At 65.7% G+C, this 13,558-nt stretch carries 15 protein-coding genes; 9 read left to right on the top strand and 6 right to left on the bottom strand.

All coding sequences use genetic code 11. From position 1 onward, the window contains the following. Positions 1-41: 41 nt before the first annotated feature. From AB0C34_RS12205 to AB0C34_RS12190, 4 genes are all read left to right on the top strand, one after another. Positions 42-1,118, top strand: a complete 1,077-nt coding sequence (locus AB0C34_RS12205; RefSeq protein WP_357070384.1) for a saccharopine dehydrogenase NADP-binding domain-containing protein — start codon at positions 42-44, stop codon at positions 1,116-1,118. Continuing rightward, on the top strand, positions 1,115-1,525 hold the full coding sequence (locus tag AB0C34_RS12200) for a cupin domain-containing protein (protein ID WP_357070382.1): 411 nt from the start codon (positions 1,115-1,117) through the stop codon (positions 1,523-1,525). The genes AB0C34_RS12205 and AB0C34_RS12200 overlap by 4 nt, the downstream gene beginning before the upstream one ends. A 464-nt stretch (positions 1,526-1,989) precedes the next feature. Further along, positions 1,990-3,333 (top strand): hypothetical protein, encoded by a 1,344-nt coding sequence (locus AB0C34_RS12195; protein ID WP_357070380.1) that lies wholly within the window; start codon positions 1,990-1,992, stop codon positions 3,331-3,333. Beyond that, positions 3,330-3,599, top strand: a complete 270-nt coding sequence (locus tag AB0C34_RS12190) for a hypothetical protein (RefSeq protein ID WP_357070378.1) — start codon at positions 3,330-3,332, stop codon at positions 3,597-3,599. The genes AB0C34_RS12195 and AB0C34_RS12190 overlap by 4 nt, the downstream gene beginning before the upstream one ends. Before the next feature lie 32 nt (positions 3,600-3,631). Here the strand turns inward: AB0C34_RS12190 and AB0C34_RS12185 are convergent, their stop codons facing one another. The 3 genes from AB0C34_RS12185 to AB0C34_RS12175 form a co-directional block, all read right to left on the bottom strand. Continuing rightward, complete coding sequence (locus AB0C34_RS12185) at positions 3,632-4,447, bottom strand: MBL fold metallo-hydrolase (RefSeq protein WP_357070376.1); 816 nt, start codon at positions 4,445-4,447, stop codon at positions 3,632-3,634. A 156-nt stretch (positions 4,448-4,603) separates the two neighbouring features. After that, a complete protein-coding gene (locus AB0C34_RS12180; RefSeq protein ID WP_357070374.1) occupies positions 4,604-4,933 on the bottom strand; it encodes a hypothetical protein in 330 nt (109 codons plus the stop codon). After that, on the bottom strand, positions 4,933-6,198 hold the full coding sequence (locus tag AB0C34_RS12175; protein ID WP_357070372.1) for a Rieske 2Fe-2S domain-containing protein: 1,266 nt from the start codon (positions 6,196-6,198) through the stop codon (positions 4,933-4,935). Before AB0C34_RS12175 ends, AB0C34_RS12180 begins: the two co-directional genes overlap by 1 nt. A 200-nt stretch (positions 6,199-6,398) precedes the next feature. On the opposite strand from AB0C34_RS12175, the gene hsaA reads away from it, so the two are divergent. From hsaA to AB0C34_RS12150, 5 genes are all read left to right on the top strand, one after another. After that, positions 6,399-7,562: a 3-hydroxy-9,10-secoandrosta-1,3,5(10)-triene-9,17-dione monooxygenase oxygenase subunit gene (gene hsaA / locus AB0C34_RS12170; RefSeq protein WP_357070370.1), complete on the top strand. Its 1,164-nt coding sequence runs from the start codon at positions 6,399-6,401 to the stop codon at positions 7,560-7,562. An 8-nt stretch (positions 7,563-7,570) separates the two neighbouring features. Next, complete coding sequence (gene hsaD / locus AB0C34_RS12165) at positions 7,571-8,455, top strand: 4,5:9,10-diseco-3-hydroxy-5,9,17-trioxoandrosta-1(10),2-diene-4-oate hydrolase (RefSeq protein ID WP_357070369.1); 885 nt, start codon at positions 7,571-7,573, stop codon at positions 8,453-8,455. Positions 8,456-8,664: 209 nt separating this feature from the next. Further along, the gene (gene hsaC / locus AB0C34_RS12160; protein ID WP_357070367.1) at positions 8,665-9,570 is read left to right on the top strand and encodes an iron-dependent extradiol dioxygenase HsaC; all 906 of its coding nucleotides are present in this window, start codon (positions 8,665-8,667) and stop codon (positions 9,568-9,570) included. A 20-nt stretch (positions 9,571-9,590) separates the two neighbouring features. After that, entirely contained in the window at positions 9,591-10,154 is a 564-nt protein-coding gene (hsaB, locus tag AB0C34_RS12155; RefSeq protein ID WP_357070365.1) for a 3-hydroxy-9,10-secoandrosta-1,3,5(10)-triene-9,17-dione monooxygenase reductase subunit, read from the top strand. Between the two features lie 270 nt (positions 10,155-10,424). Next, entirely contained in the window at positions 10,425-10,700 is a 276-nt protein-coding gene (locus AB0C34_RS12150) for a YggT family protein (RefSeq protein WP_357070363.1), read from the top strand. 68 nt (positions 10,701-10,768) lie between these two features. On the opposite strand, the gene dmpG is transcribed toward AB0C34_RS12150, so the two are convergent. Genes dmpG through AB0C34_RS12135 form a run of 3 tightly spaced genes read right to left on the bottom strand, consistent with a single transcriptional unit; the run spans position 10,769 to position 13,557 of the window. Then, a complete protein-coding gene (gene dmpG, locus AB0C34_RS12145; RefSeq protein WP_357070361.1) occupies positions 10,769-11,806 on the bottom strand; it encodes a 4-hydroxy-2-oxovalerate aldolase in 1,038 nt (345 codons plus the stop codon). Positions 11,807-11,816: 10 nt separating this feature from the next. Beyond that, entirely contained in the window at positions 11,817-12,761 is a 945-nt protein-coding gene (locus tag AB0C34_RS12140; RefSeq protein ID WP_357070359.1) for an acetaldehyde dehydrogenase (acetylating), read from the bottom strand. A gap of 10 nt (positions 12,762-12,771) precedes the next feature. Further along, positions 12,772-13,557, bottom strand: a complete 786-nt coding sequence (locus tag AB0C34_RS12135) for a 2-keto-4-pentenoate hydratase (protein WP_357070357.1) — start codon at positions 13,555-13,557, stop codon at positions 12,772-12,774. Between the last annotated feature and the right edge of the window lies 1 nt (position 13,558).

Here is a 13,558-nt window from a genome sequence, read left to right as displayed (position 1 = left end):
GGCCATTCAACCACTCCGCATGTAGCAATAGATTCGCATCCATGACATCGCAGAAAGCCACATCCACCCGGATCATCGCCGTCTACGGCGCCACCGGCCACACCGGCGGCTACCTCCTGACCGAACTGCGCCGCCGCGGCACATCCCCAATCCTGGTGGGCCGCGATGCCGATCGGATCCGAGCCGCCGCGGCCGTCGCGGGCCTGCCGGATGCCGAGGTGCGAGTTGCGGAACTGACCGATCACAGGGCTCTCGTCGCGGCGTTCACCGGCGTCGACGCGGTGATCAGCAGCCTGCCCGCGTACGTGAATCACGGGGCGGCGGTGCTCACGGCGGCAATCGACGCGGGCGCGCATTACACCGACATGTCCGGCGAACAGCTGTTCCTACGGCGGGTCTTCGACGAATTCGGACCACGCGCCGAAGCGGCGGGCGTGACCGTGGTCGCCGGCGTCACCGACAGCAATCTGCCCGGTGACCTGCTCGGCCACCTCACCACCCGCCGGGTCGCCGGACCGGCTGCGGTGACACTGAGCCATCTGAGCAACAGCGGCGGCAACGGCTCCAAAGGTAGCGCCGAGACGGTGCTCGCCAGCCTGCACTGGTTCCGCAGCGGCGGCTGGAACTACGCCGACGGCGAGTGGCGGACCGGCACTGCCGCACGCCACGACGCGATGACATTTCCCGGCGACACCCGGCCGACACCGGTCGCCAAGTTCCCGCAGCCAGCGGTCCTGACCATCCCGCGCCACTCGGACGTCTCGTACGTCGAGGGAGTGCTGGCTACGTCGATCCTCGACACACTCAGCGGATTCACCGCCGAGATCATCGAGACCCTGCCCGACGAACCCGACTCCGATCTGAGTTACGACCTCGTCGTGGACGCGTTCGGTATCGACGGCCGCAAGGTGCGTGGCGTGCTCAGCGGCGTCGATTCCTACCGCGATTCGGCATTGATGGCGGTGGAGACCGCCATGCGACTCGCCGAGGGATCGGCGGCAGCGGGGGCGCTCGCGGTCGCCGAGGCTTTCGACGCGACCGGTTTCCTCGACGCGCTGGCACCGTTCGGAATCACCTGGCGCATCGAGGACGGCTCGGCGGGCGTAGTCGAGCAATGACCGTCAACCGACCGCCGCTCGCCGTCGCACTCGATCTCTCCCCACATCCCGAGGGCGGCTGGTACCGCGAGACCTGGCGCAGCGCTGTGGAATTCGTACCGGAAGGCTACGTCGGTCCGCGCGCGAGCGCGACGGGAATTTACTTCCTGCTGCTGCCAGGCGAGCAGTCGCGACCACACACGGTGCGCTCGGACGAGTTGTGGCTCTGGCATCGCGGCGGCCCGCTGGCGCTGAGCATCGGCGGCGAGGTGGTGATACTCGGCCCGGACGTGGAGCACGGACAGTTGCTGCAAGTCGTGGTGCCCGGCAGTGTCAGCCAGGCAGCTCGACTGGTTGGCGAGAACTATGCGCTGGTCAGCTGCATCGTCTCGCCGGGGTTCGACTTCGCCGACTTCCGAATGGATTGAAACTCAGCGCACCGCTACCACCGCCGGCTCGGCGCACGCACCGGGCCGTGCGCGCCGGTGTTTATTCCGGCCATTTTTGGGTAAAGCGCGATGTGATCATGTCGGTTTGTCCGCTGACACAGCATCGACGATCAGATCCATTCCACAGCGAACATAATTGTTCGTTTTTTTCACCCGACAGATAGCCGAATCCGCCACCTATAAAACCCGACGAAATATACCTAGAGATGCGTAAGCAGGCCATTCACCAAGATCACCATATACATGCCCAGCACCGGGAAGGGCGGTTCACTGCCAGCGCGTCGGCCCCAAAATAGCAAACTCCGCATCCTAAGCGCTGAACTGCCAAGATTTGGCAAATCATGCGGCGATGGCAATCAGCGAGCCAACAAATTACTTCCCAATGTTGAGAATTCATCTGCATGGCATGAGAAATTGGACACAGGGAGGCGCTAGGAGGCGGTGTGGGGCAGTCGGTGCGGGTCGATCAAGAGCAGCTTCGGGCAATGGTCGCGGAATTCGAGAACATCGGCACCGAAGCACAGCGTCTGCTCGATCAGTTGAAAGCCGCGATCGGGCACGAAGAAAACTGGTGGGATAACGACCGTGCGGCCCAGACATCCAGGCAGCACTACCCACCGCCGGACCAATTGACTGTCCTGATCAGCCGACTCGCCGACAACGCTGCCGGACCGAGCAATCCGGTCGGCGCCACAGACGGGTACGGCAGCGGCGAGAGCCGGCCGGGCGCCCAACTCACCCTCGTAGGCACCGCACCGACGGCCGCACCTGATTTCGCAACGCCGGCCACCTCCACACGCGTCGTCACCGATGTCCAGGCGGCCGCCCGAAAACCGCCCGATACGCCGTGGTCGAAAAGGGTGTCCGGCCTGAGCCCGTCGAACGCCGCTGTATCGCACAGCCCGCCGCAGGCATCGATGCCCGGCAGCGCTCCGCCCAAAGTGTGCGTGCCCTCGAACCTTTCGGGACTGTCCGCGCCACCCTTTCCTGAACGGCACGATCGCCGGCCCGCGCAGCAGGTGGCGGGGAAGGTCCCCCGTGCCGAATCGAAATCCACCGGTCATCACCCATGGGCCAGTCATAGCGCACTCGTCGGCGAGAACATACGGATCGCGCGGGAACTAGCCGAGCGCCATGATCTGGAAGTCATCGGGTTCGACACCCCCGGTATCGACCGGAACACGGTGCGCGAACTTGCGGCTGCGCTCGACGATGTGCTCACGCAGTACCCCCATGCCGATGTGCGGCAGATCGCGATCGCCGAATCCGCGGACGCGGCGACACGCCTGGAATGGGATTGGGTCACCGGAGCGGCGGGTCCGGAGCCGTTCACCCGCCGTATCGTGTTCGACGCGGCTGTCGCCCGCAGCCCGGGAAAGTTCATCGAATTCGTCCGCAACGCAACACAGTCGGGAAAGCTGGCGCGCGGATCGGATCGGCGACCGGTGTATTCGACAGTGATCCGCGAACTCGGACATGCGCTGGATATCGCAGGGGGTTTCCGCGCCAGACCGGCGGCCCAGGACGTGCTGATCGCCGAGTTCACGCGAATTCGGGGTACTCGAGCACAGGGAGACTCGGCCACCGTGCCGACGGCCGAATTCGAGCGATGGCGTGCTCAGTTGAGTGGTTATGGGCTGCACAGCGGCCGTTTCGATCCCGGGATGGCGCTGGCCGATGCGTTCACCGAGGTCCAACTGAACGGGCGGGACGCGAGTCCGGCCGCGAAGGTGTTGCACCGCTTGGTCGTCGAGACGGCGTGGGTATCGTCGACGGCGCAGCCGTGAGGTTCGTCGGTGCGCGGTCCGCGGCGGAGCAGCACGACACATTCGAGACCGAATTGGCGGCGGCGGTCGCCGGCAGACCGCTGCGCATGCACGTGGGATTAGGGCCGGATACCGATGCGGCGCTGGTCACCATCGCCTTGGCCCATCCGGCTGTCACGGCCGACATGATCATGACAGCACGGCGTGCGTTCGTTGCGGAGTCGGTTTCCGCCGACCCTCCGGGCGTTGCCGGGGAGCCTGTTCTGCCGCCGGATACCGCACTGTGACTCGACAGATCCCCACCGAGCTTCCCGGGAGTTCAGCGCACCGCCACCGCAGCCAGATCGGCGAATTCGTGCGGGTCGTGCGCGCAGAACAGCCGCACACGGTCACCGAATTCGGCACGCAGAGTGCGCAATCGCTCTAGGTTTTCCACCCGTGCCCGGCCCAAGGTGCTCGCAAGCACCTCGAAGACTCCGAGCCCGAGTGGCGGCCGTGTCTTCGCCGAGTACAGCTGCCGGTGATGAAAGTAGGCGTCGCCGCAGTGCAACAGCCAACCGTCGCTCTGCCGGACCGCGACCCCGCTGTGTCCACGGCTGTGTCCGATCAAGGGAATCAACATGATGTCCTCGAGCACCGGTACCGCGGTGAAGCCGAACCACGAGTCCGCGCCGGTTTCGTGGGCGAGCCAGCGCGGGCCGTGCTCCCAGTGGCACTGCCGATAGCGCAACTTCTCGCCGAGTGTCGCAGGCTGGATCGCCGCGTCCAGCTCGTCGGCGAAGACGTGCACGGCGGCGTCCGGGAAATCGGACAACCCACCCGCGTGATCGAGATCTAGGTGGGTCAACACGATATGCCGGACGTCCTCGCGCCGATAGCCGAGCGATCGGATCTGGTGCAACGCGGTCTGTTCCGGACGCAACCGCGGCCGCAGCAGCCCCGCGCCGGCGCCGAGCCTGCTCGCATCGAGCACATCGGCCATGCCGAACCCGGTGTCTACCAGCACAAGCCCGTCAACGGTCTCGACGAGCAGGCAGTGGCCGACCAGCGCGCCGGTCAGTAGGCCACCGTTGCCGAGCAGCGCGCGCCCGCCGATCGGGCACATCGTCGCGCAGTCCAGATGCCGAACCAGCATCGCGGAAACTCCCTCCTGCGGCGCCGGATCCGATCCGGCACGCCGGTCTGTCTGTTTCCGCCAACGTAGCCCGATCGGGGCATGGCCGCGACAGCACGGTGCCCGTGCGCGCCTTCGGCCGACATTTCGATGATCCGAATATCGTGCCGCACTGAGTTATTCAGCGATTTCGAGCACGCCCTCCGCTACCGCCCCTTCGATGGTGCGCTCCAGGTTCGGGCAGGAGTCAGGACGGCCCGGTCCGAGCCCGTTCGCCCTCAGTTCGGCGAAAACCGGGCAGCGTTCGGCCGGATCGCCGAGCCACTGCACCGAGGTCTGGTGCGAACTGCTCTTGCGCACCAGCACCTCACTCCGGCAGGCGTGACACCGCAGCGGGGTCAGGCCGTCTTCCAGGTAACGCTGCCTGTCGATCACGGTCTGGGCACGCACTTCGGCCCGCCGAGCAGGCTGGTCGGCGAAATCCGGCGCCTTCGCCCAGGTCGCCATCAGGCGTTTGCCTCGGCTTCGCGCTTGCGCCGCAGATTGTCAGCGACCTCGGCCTCCCACACCTCGTTCGCTTTGGTGGTGTCCACCTCGAACTCGAAGCGCTGAGTCATCTTTTCGGTCACGTCGGCCAGGTCGACGTAGAACTGGTCATACCAGCGACGCAACTGGTAGACCGGACCGTCTTCCTCGCACAGCAACGGGTTCTCGACCTTCGATTTGTGCTTCCAGATCTCGACGTCCTGCAGGAAGCCGACGCTGATGCCCTCGGTCATCTTTTCCGCGAGTCGGTCGGCCATATCGCCGTCGACGCCTCGCGGCTTCTCCAGCGTGATACCCCATTGCAGGACGAACGAGTCCTGGGTGACCGGATAATGGCAGTTGATCAGGACGCTTTTGACCTCGTAGCCGCTGTAGATGTTGACCAGCGGGTTGATCATGTAGGACGGCCCGAAGTACGACGCTTCCGACTTCAGCAGCGTGTCGCCGCCGTACTTGGCGGCCATTCCGATGTCGGGCCTGCCCTTGGTCTCCAGGAACTGGGTGGCGATGTGACCTTCGAAGACATTCTTGAAATAGGTCGGGAAGGCGAAGTGGATGTAGAAGAAGTGGGCCATGTCGACCACGTTGTCGATGATCTCGCGACAGTTGGCGCCCTCGATCAGCATCGAGTTCCAGGTCCAGTCGGTCCAGCCGCTGTCGAGTTCCTCGGTGGGGTTGCCATCCACGTCGGTGTAGGGGCCCTTGATGTGCGGGATGGTGACCTCGGGCGGCGGCTGGCTGCCCTCGTGGTCCTGCCAGACGAACAGCTGACCGTTGCGCTCGAGCGTGGTCCACTTCCTGGTACGGGCCAACGGCGGCACCCGGCGCGCGTACGGAATCGCGGTGCACTTGCCATTGCTGCCCGACCAGCGCCAGTCGTGGAACGGGCAGGCGATGTCGTCGCCCTTGACCTCGCCCATGGTCAGGTCGCCGCCCATATGCCTGCAGTAGGCGTCGAGGACCCGCAGAACACCGTTGGTGTCGGCCCAGACGACGAGCTTGGTTCCGAACACGGTGACCGCATGCGGCTTGCCGTCCCGGAACGATGTGGCCAGACCCAGGCAATGCCATCCCCGCGCATACCGGCTCGGTGCGGTGCCGACATCGAGATCCCGGACCTTCGCACCGCCGCGCGCCGTCGGATCGGCCGCCGCGCGGGCCCCTCCGTGGTTGGGCACGCTGCCGCCTGCGGGCCCGTCGCTCGGCGGCAGTGGGGTAATTGCCATGGCGAATCCTCCTCCTTCTGTACTAGAACACGTTACAAAACCAGCGCCCGGGACGCCAGCGATTCACCGCACTTCCTGCATGAGTCCACCAACGAACTGGGGTGAACACAGGTTCTCGACAGAAATAGGAACCTGTTCTAGTCTCAGAAGCAAATGAGATTACCGGGTTATCCATCGACCAGGCAGGAGCGGGTCCCGAGATGACGCAAGAAGTGACCGAACGGGTCGATGCGCTGTTGCCGACACTGCGCGAGCGCGCGCAGGAAGCCGAAGACTTGCGGCGCATCCCCGACGAAACCATGAAAGCGTTACAAGAGACCGGTTTCTTCCGGTTGCTCCAGCCCAAACAGTGGGGTGGCCATGCCGCAGACCCCGTGGTCTTCTACGACATCGTGCGCAAGATCGCCAGCGCGTGCGGGTCCACCGGCTGGGTGTCCGGCATTGTCGGCGTACACAACTGGCATCTGGCGTTGTTCGCTCAGCAGGCACAGGAAGACGTCTGGGGCGAGGACACCGAGGTACGGATCTCCTCGTCCTACGCGCCGATGGGTGCGGGCACGGTCGTCGACGGCGGGTACCTCGTCAACGGCGCGTGGGCCTGGTCGTCCGGCTGTGACCACGCGACCTGGGCGGTGCTCGGCGGCCCGGTGATCAAGGATGGCAGGCCGGTCGACTTCGGCAGCTTCCTGATCCCCCGCGACGACTACCGCATCGATGATGTCTGGAACGTGGTCGGTCTGCGCGGCACCGGCTCCAATACCATCGCGGTCGACAATGTCTTCGTGCCGTCGCACCGGTTTCTGAGCTTCCGCGCTATGAGCGAACTGAAATCGCCTGGCCTGGAAAAGAACACCGATCCGGTGTACAAGATGCCCTGGGGCACCATCCATCCCACCACCATCTCCACCCCAATCGTCGGCATGGCATACGGCGCGTACGAGGCGCATGTAGCGCACCAGGGTAAACGCGTGCGCGCGGCCTACGCGGGCGAGAAAGCCAAGGACGACCCGTTCGCCAAGGTGCGCATTGCCGAGGCGGCCAGCGATATCGACGCGGCATGGCGGCAACTGTCGGGCAATGTAGCCGATGAGTACGCGCTGCTGATGGCAGGCGAGGAGATTCCGTTCGACCTGCGCGTGCGGGCGCGACGCGACCAGGTGCGCGCCACCGGACGCTCGATCGCCGCCATCGACAAGCTGTTCGAAAGCTCCGGCGCCACCGCGCTGGCGAACGACACTCCGCTCCAACGCTTCTGGCGCGACGCGCACGCGGGACGGGTGCACGCGGCCAACGATCCCGAGCGGGCGTACCTGATGTACGGCACACATGAGTTCGGGCTGCCCGTCACCGACGGCATGGTGTAAGGGAGATCATGACCTCAATCGCGGAACTCATCACCGCCGAATCCACCTCGCGCTACGCGCAGGTGCGCCCCGACCTGCGGCTGCACTATCACGAGGCCGGGGTCGGCAACGGGCCGACGATCGTCCTGTTGCACGGCGGCGGGCCCGGCGCGTCCTCCTGGTCGAACTTCGCCCGCAACATCCCCGTGCTGGCGGAGAATTTCCATGTGCTCGCCGTGGATCAGCCCGGGTACGGCCGCTCGGACAAACCGACCGAGCATCCGCAGTACTTCGTGCACAGTGCCTCGGCGCTGCACGATCTGCTCGACCACCTGCAGATCACCTCGCGCGTGCATCTGCTCGGCAATTCGCTCGGCGGCGGCGCGGCCGTACGGTTCGCGCTGGATTATCCGCAACTGGCGGGAAAACTGATCCTGATGGGTCCCGGTGGGCTGAGTACCAACCTGTTCGCGCCCGACCCGACCGAGGGCGTGAAACTGCTCGCCAAGTTCAATGTCGAGCCGACCAGGCAGAATCTGGAGGCATTCCTACGCATCATGGTCTTCGACCAGTCGCTGATCACCGACGAGCTGATCGACGAGCGGTTCGCGGCGGCGTGCACGCCGGAAGCACTGGCCGCGAGTCGCGCGATGGGGAAGTCGTTCGCCGGCGCGGACTTCGAGAAGGGCATGCTCTGGCGGGACGCCTACACCTTGCGTCAGCCGGTGCTACTGATCTGGGGACGCGAGGACCGGGTCAACCCGCTCGACGGCGCGCTCGTTGCGATGAAGGTGATCCCCCGCGCGCAGCTGCACGTCTTCGGCGGCTGCGGACATTGGGCACAGCTGGAGAAATTCCACGAATTCAACCGGCTGGCCGTCAATTTCCTCGCCGGCGTCCAGGCGGCGCGATGAGAAATACTCGCGCAGCCCTCATCGCGCCGACGGGGTGCGGGAACACCCGCAGGACACAGGAGGCGCGATGAGAAATACTCGCGCAGCCCTCATCGCGCCGACGGGGTGCGGGAACACCCGCAGGACACAGGAGGCGCGATGAGAAATACTCGCGCAGCCCTCATCGCGCCGACGGGGTGCGGGAACACCCGCAGGACAGAGGAGAAGTGATGGGAATCCGCTCACTGGGATATCTGCGTATCGAGGCGACCGATCTGGCCGCCTGGCGAGAGTACGGGCTGAAGGTGCTCGGCATGGTCGAGGGCAAAGGCTCCGACTCGGAATCGCTGTACCTGCGCATGGACGAGTTTCCGGCCCGGTTGGTGATCATTCCGGGCACCAAGGACCAGTTGCAACTGTCCGGCTGGGAGACCGCTGACGCCGAAGAGCTTCAGGACATCCGCAATCGGCTCGAGGCGGCGGGGGTGCCGTACAAGGAAGGCGCCGCCGCGGAACTGGCCGATCGCCGGGTGCATGAATTGATTCGTTTCGACGATCCTTCCGGCAACACGCTGGAGGCGTTCCATGGCGCCGCGCTGGAGCATCGCCGGGTGGTCAGCCCCTACGGGCACAGGTTCGTCACCGAGGAGCAAGGGCTCGGGCACGTAGTGCTCAGCACCAAGGACGACAGGGCGGCGCTGGAGTTCTATCGCGATGTGCTCGGCTTCCGGTTGCGCGACTCGATGCGACTGCCACCGCAGCTGGTCGGACGTCCGGCCGACGGGGAGCCCGCGTGGCTGCGCTTCTTCGGCTGCAATCCGCGCCACCATTCGCTGGCCTTCCTGCCCATGCCGACCCCGAGCGGCATCGTGCATCTGATGCTCGAGGTGGGCGAGGCCGATGACGTCGGGCTGTGTCTTGATCGCGCGCTGCGGAAGAAGGTGAAGATGTCGGCGACGCTGGGCCGGCACGTCAACGACAAGATGCTCTCCTTCTACATGAAGACGCCGGGTGGCTTCGATGTCGAATTCGGCTGTGAGGGCCTGGCCGTGGACGACACCGAGTGGATTGCCAGGGAGTCCACCGCCGTGAGCCTGTGGGGCCACGACTTCTCCGTCGGGCAGCGGCAGCAGTGACCGAGAGGGCTGGCGAAACGATGACCGCGGAGATCGATCCACGGCAGTTCCGAACCGTGCTCGGACAGTTCTGCACGGGCATCACCGTGATCACCACCTTCGACGGCGACCGAGCCCCGATTGGCTTCGCCTGTCAGTCTTTCGCCGCCCTCTCCCTCGAACCGCCGCTAGTCCTGTTCTGCCCCACCAAGGCGTCCCGCTCCTGGGCGGCGATCGAGAAAACCGGGCGCTTCTGCGCGAACGTCCTGGCCGAGGAGCAGCGCGAGCTGTGTGCTCGTTTCGGCTCCCGCGAGCCCGATAAGTTCGCCGGAGTCACCTGGCACGCCTCCGACCTGGAACTCCCGCTGCTGAACGACGCGCTGGCGACCGTCGAGTGCGCGGTGGACAGCGTCGTGGACGGCGGCGACCACTATATCGTCATCGGCCGAGTCCAAGCCCTCTCGGAATCGACCGCTTCCGGCCGTCCCCTGCTGTTCTACCGCGGCCAATACACCGCCATCGAGCCGGACAAGACCACCCCGGCGCCATGGCGCGCCGATCTGGAGCACTTCCTCACCACGACCACGCTCGACACCTGGCTGTAGTGGATCGGCGCGCCCTCGGGCCGAAGGCCGCGTGTTTCCACGCGGACTACCGTTGTACACCCGCAACAGCGGAGACTTCCGTGGGCTGGAAAGCATGGTCGAGGTCGTTTCGGTCTAACCGATACGGAGCGTCCGCACTGTTGTCGAAGACCAACGTTGCCCGCGCTGGTTGCCACCTGATAGTCGGCTGAGAACACTGCACAGGCGACACTTTCGACCCGATCTGCCGCGTTGAGAATGGTGAGACGTTCAGCGGTACAAGGAGTTGGCATGAGCCTGATCGCAACCCTGCTCGGGTACGCCCTGACAGTGTTCATCTTGCTGTTGATCGCCCGGATGGTGCTCGACTGGATAGGGGTGATGGCCGACAGCCCACCCTGGGCGAGTCGGGCGCGCTCGCTGACTCGAGCCTGGACGGAGCCGGTGATCGCGCCGGTGCGGCGGGTACTACCTCCGGTTCGTGCCGGAGGATTGTCGATCGATCTGGCGTTCACCGCGGTGTTCATCGTGGCGCTGATCCTGCGCTCGATCGCTTTCAGCCTGTAAACCTGCCGTCTTTCGGGCGGGGCGTGAGCGGTGGCCGCACACTGTGCCGACCCGTGGTCAACGGCCGGTCAGGTAGAGACTGCTGCCTGCTCCCGCCGCAATTCCAGCGCGATATCGACCAGTTGATCCTCCTGTCCGCCGACGAGCTTCCGTTTGCCCGCGCGGACGAGCAGTTCGGCGGCGGAGACGCCGTAGCGTTCGGCTTGACGTTGCGCGTGCTCGAGGAAACTGGAGTAGACGCCCGCATAGCCCATCATCAGCGCTTGGCGGTCCAGTAGGCATTCCCGCGGCATGGTCGGCCGGACCACGTCCTCGGCGGCATCGGCGATCGCGAAGAAATCGATGCCGGTCTCGATGCCGAGTTTGTCGCACACCCCGACCAACGCCTCGACCGGCGTATTGCCCGCGCCCGCGCCGAAACGGCGGGCGCTGCCGTCGATCTGGCTTGCGCCCGCGCGAATGGCGCAGATGGAGTTGGCGACCGCGAGATCGAGGTTCTCGTGGCCGTGGAAACCGACCTGAGCGTCGCTACCGAGCTCGGCGACGAGGGCGGCGACCCGATCGGAGACCTGTTCCAGGACAAGTGCTCCCGCCGAGTCCACCACGTAGACGCACTGGCAGCCCGCGTCGGCCATGATGCGCGCCTGCCCGGCCAATACCTCCGGCGGCTGGGTGTGCGACATCATCAGGAAGCCGACGGTCTCCAGGCCGAGGTCGCGGGCGAGCCCGAAATGCTGGATCGACACGTCCGCTTCGGTGCAGTGTGTGGCGATGCGGCAGATGGCGGCCCCGTTGTCCCCGGCGACCTTGATGTCTTCTTTGACGCCGACGCCGGGCAGCATCAGCACCGCGATCTTCGCCCGTTTCGCTGTCTCGGCGGCGATGGCGACCAGTGCCTGCTCGGGCGTCCCGGAGAAGCCATAGTTGAACGACGAGCCACCGAGGCCGTCGCCGTGGGTCACCTCGATCACCGGGACGCCCGCGCCGTCCAACGCGGCGACGATGGCACGGACCTCGGTAGTGGTGAACTGATGGCGCTTGTGGTGCGAACCGTCGCGCAGCGAGGTGTCGGTGACGCGGATGTCGAGTTCCGCTGAGTAGGCCATGTTTCGCTCCTCACACCCGTGCTTCGGTGTCTGATTGGTCGCCTCGGTGCGCTCGGCCGCGGATCTGGTCGGCGATGACCTCGCCCACCTGCGTCGCCGCGGCGGTCATGATGTCGAGATTGCCCGCGTACGGCGGCAGGAAGTCGCCCGCGCCTTCGACCTCGACGAACACCGACACCTTCGCCATGCCTCCGGACACCACCGACGGCTCATCGAACTGCGGGTCGTTGAGCAGTCGGTAGCCGGGCACGTACTGCTGGATATCGCCGACCATTCGGTGGATGGAGTCGGCGATCAGGTCGGTATCGGCGTCCTCGGGGATGGCGCAGAAGATGGTGTCGCGCATGATCATCGGCGGCTCGGCCGGGTTCAGGATGATGATCGCCTTGCCGCGCTGCGCACCCCCGATGGTCTCGACGCCACGGCTGGTGGTCTTGGTGAACTCGTCGATGTTGGCGCGGGTGCCGGGGCCGGCGGAGACCGACGACACCGCGGCGACGATTTCCGCATAGGGCACCGCGACGACCCGCGACACCGCGGCGACGATCGGAATCGTCGCCTGACCTCCGCAGGTGATCATATTGACGTTCGGCGCTTCGAGATTCGCATCCAGGTTCACCGACGGCACCACGGCGGGACCGACGGCGGCGGGCGTGAGGTCCACCGCGCGAATACCCGCCTCGGCGTAGCGCGGCGCGGCGGCACGGTGCACGGCGGCGGAGGTCGCCTCGAAGATCAGGTCGGGCAGGTCCCCCTGATCGAGCAGCCAGTCGACGCCTTCGTGCGAGGTTTCCAGCCCGAGCCCGCGGGCACGCTGCAAACCCGCGCTGTCGGGATCTATGCCGATCATCCAGCGCGGCTCGATGGTCGCTGAGCGCAGCAGCTTGTAGAGCAGATCGGTACTGATATTGCCGGACCCGACGATCGCGGCGGCGACGGTCCCTGGTACGGACACGACATGCCTCCTAGCTGAATTGCAGATGGACAGAACCGAGTCTGGCGAACTCGGCATGGAACGCGTCGCCCGGACGGGCGTCGATGGCGCGGGTGCAGGAACCGGGCAACACGATGTCGCCCGCTTTCAGCCGGACTCCGAAGCCGGCGACCTTGCGTGCCAACCAGGCCACCGCGATCACCGGGTCGCCGAGCACGGCATCGCTGCGACCTTCGGCGACGACCTCGCCGTTACGAGTGAGCACCGCGTCTATCGTCTTGATGTCGATGTCTCGCGGCGCGACGCGCTGTGCGCCGAGCAAAAAACCGGCGGAGGAGGCGTTGTCGGCGATGGTGTCGACCAGGCCGATGTTCCAGTCCTTGATCCGTGAGTCGATGAGTTCGATCGCGGGCGCGAGCGCGACTGTCGCGACGAGCACATCCTGCTCGGTGCAGTCCGTGCCGGGCAGATCGGCGCCGAGCACGAAGCCGACCTCCACTTCGACCCGCGGGAACAGATAGCGGTCCGCCGGGACCGAAACATTGTCGTGGACTTCCATTTCCGCGAGCAGGTGCCCGTAATCGGGCTCATCCACGCCCATCATCCGCTGCATGGCTTCCGACGAGAGGCCGACCTTGTGACCTACCACCTTGGCGCCGCCGTCGAGCCTGCGCCGGATGTTGATCAGCTGGATCTCATAGGCATCGACCACGTCGATACCCGGATACCGGGCCGCCAGCGGATCGACCGCCACCCGGTCGCGTTCGGCGAGTTCGAGCTCATCGGCCAGTTCGATTCGTACCGCATCGGACAGCACG

It is taken from the genome of Nocardia sp. NPDC049220 (genome assembly GCF_040647855.1).
GTDB lineage: Bacteria > Actinomycetota > Actinomycetes > Mycobacteriales > Mycobacteriaceae > Nocardia.
The sequence above is the reverse complement of the archived record's forward strand: the minus strand, read 5'-3'. Positions and strand labels throughout refer to the sequence as shown.

What these genes read in the sequence shown, in the direction of transcription:
- dmpG (WP_357070361.1), bottom strand. Translation starts at nt 11,806, where the DNA reads ATGGCCTACTCAGCGGAACTCGACATCCGCGTCACCGACACCTCGCTG.
- AB0C34_RS12180 (WP_357070374.1), bottom strand. Translation starts at nt 4,933, where the DNA reads ATGGCGACCTGGGCGAAGGCGCCGGATTTCGCCGACCAGCCTGCTCGG.
- hsaA (WP_357070370.1), top strand. Translation starts at nt 6,399, where the DNA reads ATGACGCAAGAAGTGACCGAACGGGTCGATGCGCTGTTGCCGACACTG.
- hsaB (WP_357070365.1), top strand. Translation starts at nt 9,591, where the DNA reads ATGACCGCGGAGATCGATCCACGGCAGTTCCGAACCGTGCTCGGACAG.
- hsaD (WP_357070369.1), top strand. Translation starts at nt 7,571, where the DNA reads ATGACCTCAATCGCGGAACTCATCACCGCCGAATCCACCTCGCGCTAC.
- AB0C34_RS12205 (WP_357070384.1), top strand. Translation starts at nt 42, where the DNA reads ATGACATCGCAGAAAGCCACATCCACCCGGATCATCGCCGTCTACGGC.
- AB0C34_RS12185 (WP_357070376.1), bottom strand. Translation starts at nt 4,447, where the DNA reads ATGCTGGTTCGGCATCTGGACTGCGCGACGATGTGCCCGATCGGCGGG.
- AB0C34_RS12175 (WP_357070372.1), bottom strand. Translation starts at nt 6,198, where the DNA reads ATGGCAATTACCCCACTGCCGCCGAGCGACGGGCCCGCAGGCGGCAGC.
- AB0C34_RS12200 (WP_357070382.1), top strand. Translation starts at nt 1,115, where the DNA reads ATGACCGTCAACCGACCGCCGCTCGCCGTCGCACTCGATCTCTCCCCA.
- AB0C34_RS12150 (WP_357070363.1), top strand. Translation starts at nt 10,425, where the DNA reads ATGAGCCTGATCGCAACCCTGCTCGGGTACGCCCTGACAGTGTTCATC.
- hsaC (WP_357070367.1), top strand. Translation starts at nt 8,665, where the DNA reads ATGGGAATCCGCTCACTGGGATATCTGCGTATCGAGGCGACCGATCTG.